Genomic DNA, 3,691 nt, shown 5'->3' on the forward strand with positions numbered 1-3,691 from the left:
TCTCACCGCCATCGTGAATGGGCATCGGCAAAGCCAGATCGGTGAACTCCTGCCTTGGCACTACGCACAAACCGTGTGATCGGAACACCGCTTACTGTCATTCCGACCTGTCTTGTCGAACAGCCGCTTCCGAGCGTCGAATGTCCGGGAACCAGGCTATCTGGCAGAAAACGGTGAAGCATCTGCATCAAATGAACGACTGCTATCGGATATCGAGTCAAGCTCGACCTGCTGCGCCGCCGCAAAGCAGCTACGAGCCCGGAGCAGACCCTACCTCACCTGGAATTTTTGCAATGGTATCCGCCTTGGTTCAATTTGGCGGAACTCCCGAGAGTCCGGTGCGGCTGTCGACGAAAAGCCAAAAGTCCGGTGGGAATAAGGTGAAAGACGCGTATGCCACAAACTGGACAACCAACAAGCCCTTTCCGACTACAATCAGCCTTGACGGCATACCAACTATTCGAATTGTCGCCGCGGCCAGATGCCCGGCCAACACGGCAAAAATGAATGTGCCGATATCCAGCAGCAAAAGGTTTCGCCCGAGAATGGCGGTGTAGCTTGTGAAGACCAAAACTATCAGGACAGCGGTTAACAAAAGTGTGATCCCTTTTGCGGCTAGGCGTTCATCCAATGGCGACCCAAATTCTTTTCGCGGTAGCAGAGCCCAAACCAAACCGGGCCAGAATGCCAGCTTCAGGTGCTCCCAGATGGACTCATTGACGGCTGCGATAACTGCCAGAGGGCGCCAGCAGCCGGCCCATCCGAAGACGAAATGCAGAAGCGAGCCGAAGATGACGGTGAATATAGCACCATAGATCTCCCAACGAAGGATGGCTTCGGACCGAAGTGTCATATGGGCACGCGTATCCCTTCTTTTGCAGGCACAGATACCTCGCTGGCTGCTCGCCTAATAATAGCTGACTTCACGCACTTCGATTTCGGCATCATGGTCCCGACCGAAGGCAACGATGCCAACCGATTTTACGCTTTCCGGCCTGGGGGAGACCCGCAGGAGCCGCCCGGACGCATTGAACCCGGTAAAAGGCAACCGAATCTCGGCCCAGACGCCAGACACCTCGAAGCCCGCTTGGTAGTATTGCCACGGCAGAACAGTACCGCTTGTGCGCAGGTGCACGAAGTAACGCTGTTCATTTCCACGGGCAATCAAGCGTACACCGGCAGCGTCTTTGGGTAACGGCGCTGGCAGATCCATTCGGAACTGGACAAACCCGCCGTTGTTTGCGGTGCTGACGCGCCCCGTCATGCGCGCATAGCTCTTTCCGTTTTCGCGGGCAAATTCTACCTGACCGGTGGATACCCCGCCCATTACGGAGTCGCCGATGAACTGCCATCGTTTCTCAGGTTGGAATTCAAAATCCTCGATCATGTTTTGCTCAGCGAATGCGCCTGCCAAAGGCAAAATCAACATGATAGTTGCAAGTGCCCGTTTAGAAAACAACCGCATCGCGCGCACCTCCTGAGCATTTGCAACACAGTTGAGGATACGGGAAAAAGCGCGCGAGGCAATTGCCCAAACGGTCCGTTCTGCCCGCAGCGCGGCCGTAAAGCGCAAATCGTCGAATGGCAGCTCGGAGCTCATGCCCAACATGCAGCGGTCACAGCGAAAGACAGCTTTTCGATCTTCAACAGCTTGTGTGCCGCGACCCTGTCCAGCGGCACGCCAACTACATCTTTGGTGTCGGGTATCTGTCAAAGAATGATCAAGCCTATGATCACCGCGCTAGATTGAAACAGGATCAGCAATGCGGGAGGATAAAGTATTTTGGCAATCATGGCTGGAATGTATTTCCACCGCATCTTTTCATTTTCCGCGACAACGAGACCCTGGCTATGCAAAGCAACCGCTGAAAAAGATAAAGTCAAAGCACGGGTATCAATTGCGGCGTGTGATTTCGGCGCCTAATGTGAGCAGATGGAAACGGACGCAGAGTCATTTTTCGCGCTGGTAGAGGCCTTAGGGATTGGGCTCCTGATTGGCATCGAGCGTGAGAAAAGTACGCACACGACGGGTGAGGGCTCCTCGGCTGGCGTTCGAACCTTTGCAATGGCATCCCTCATCGGCGCCATCAGTATGATGACGGGTGGCGTGCCGCTCCTGGCGGCTGCAGTTGTTGTGGTTGGGGCTGCCCGCATCGTGTTGGTTGCGCAACACGCCGATCCTACCGCCGGACTCACCACAAGCCTTGCGCTGTTTGCAGTTGTTCTCTTAGGCGCCCTCACGACTGAAACGACGCTGCTGGCGCTCGGCGTCGCTTTGATCATTGCCTCGCTTCTTGCTGCGCGCGAGGTGCTTCATGGCTTTAGCCGGACAATACTGACGGCAGCGGAATTGCGAGACGGGCTTATACTTGGCGTGTCGGCTCTAGTGATCTTGCCGGTCTTGCCCGACGTCGAATATGGCCCCGGCGGCGCTCTCAATCCGCGCGATCTTTTTGTCATCGTGGTGCTCGTAATGCTGATCGGCGCGGCTGGCCACATCTCGACGCGGGTCGTCGGCGCGCGCCTGGGCTTGCCAGTTAGCGGATTTCTGTCAGGTTTTGTGTCAAGCACCGCCACGATCGCGGCCCTTGGCCGTCGCGCTGTCGAAAAGCCGGAAGATGCAAAAAGTGCCGCTGCAGGGGCAACGCTTTCCTCCGTGTCTTCGCTCGTTCAGATCGGTATCATCCTGCTTGCTTTGAGCCCTGCTATGTTCGCCGCGGGAATTCCGTTGCTGTTCGTAACCGGCCTGGCGGCTGGATTGCACGGTGCGGCGATCATTTTCCTGACCCTGCGCCGCGAAGCCAAGCCAACGGTGCTGGAACTGCCGTCTCAGGTCTTTTCCGTCAAGGGTGCGGTCAATTTCGCGCTGATCGTGGCAACAGTCATGCTAATCTCCGCCACCCTCAACGACTATTTCGGGAACGCGGCCATACTCGTGACCGTTACCCTCGCCGGTCTGGTCAGCACCAATTCCGCAACCGTCGCACTTGCCTCGCTCGTAGCGGCCGGGCAGATCGCGCCAATCGACGGCGCATTGCCTCTGGCCGCCGCACTCAGTGCGAACACGGTCGTCCGAATCTGGATCGCGATGCGCAGCGGCGAACCTTCTTTCCGTCGCGCCGTGTCAAGCGGACTCGTGCTCCAGCTGGCGGCACTTTGGGTGGCATGGTGGCTGGGTGGCAACGCTTGGGCATGGATTGCGGAATTATCTCCGGTTATGTCCTCTTAGTCGAATGTTCGGCTTTTGAATCTGCCCGGCGGTATGCCGAACCACGATGGCGGCGTAATGCTAGAATCAGCCATTCAGTCGGCAATCACGAAAGACAGGTTTGTCCCGCAACGCGGTCACAGGCCCTTCAGATTTCGCCGCAGCCACAACGAATGGCCGCTTTCTTGGTTGCGTCGCAGCGTGGCTTTTGCGCCAGCTAAGGCTATCTGATTGCTGCATGAGCGAAGGATGCGAACTCAATCCGGCCGCTTTGGGCTCGGAACAGTCATCTGAGTCTTTCTGTCAGATGACTGCTGTTGCGCGCTAAACAGCCGCTGGTGGTTATCGATTTCAAATTTCAGATCCGAAGGGCTGCTTCTACCAACACCTGATGGGGTGGATGGCTCCTGCTCCAATCGGCGTCGCAATGCGCCATACTGCAGATGTCCATATCTGCGTATAGGAGGAGCCACCCAATGCAAG

3 protein-coding genes are annotated in these 3,691 nt (G+C 56.7%); 1 reads left to right on the plus strand and 2 read right to left on the minus strand.

Annotated elements, in window-relative coordinates:
- Positions 1-310 precede the first annotated feature (310 nt).
- Positions 311-853 (minus strand): DUF6512 family protein, encoded by a 543-nt coding sequence (locus tag BUB78_RS19785; protein ID WP_073201125.1) that lies wholly within the window; start codon positions 851-853, stop codon positions 311-313.
- Between the two features lie 54 nt (positions 854-907).
- Positions 908-1,600, minus strand: coding sequence for a CIA30 family protein (locus tag BUB78_RS19790; protein ID WP_245813607.1), 693 nt, complete (start codon positions 1,598-1,600; stop codon positions 908-910).
- Between the two features lie 333 nt (positions 1,601-1,933).
- Between BUB78_RS19790 and BUB78_RS19795 the strand changes: the two genes are divergently transcribed.
- The gene (locus BUB78_RS19795) at positions 1,934-3,229 is read left to right on the plus strand and encodes an MgtC/SapB family protein (protein ID WP_073201127.1); all 1,296 of its coding nucleotides are present in this window, start codon (positions 1,934-1,936) and stop codon (positions 3,227-3,229) included.
- The last annotated feature ends 462 nt before the right edge of the window (positions 3,230-3,691 follow it).

Source organism: Roseovarius marisflavi (genome assembly GCF_900142625.1).
Classification (GTDB): domain Bacteria; phylum Pseudomonadota; class Alphaproteobacteria; order Rhodobacterales; family Rhodobacteraceae; genus Roseovarius; species Roseovarius marisflavi.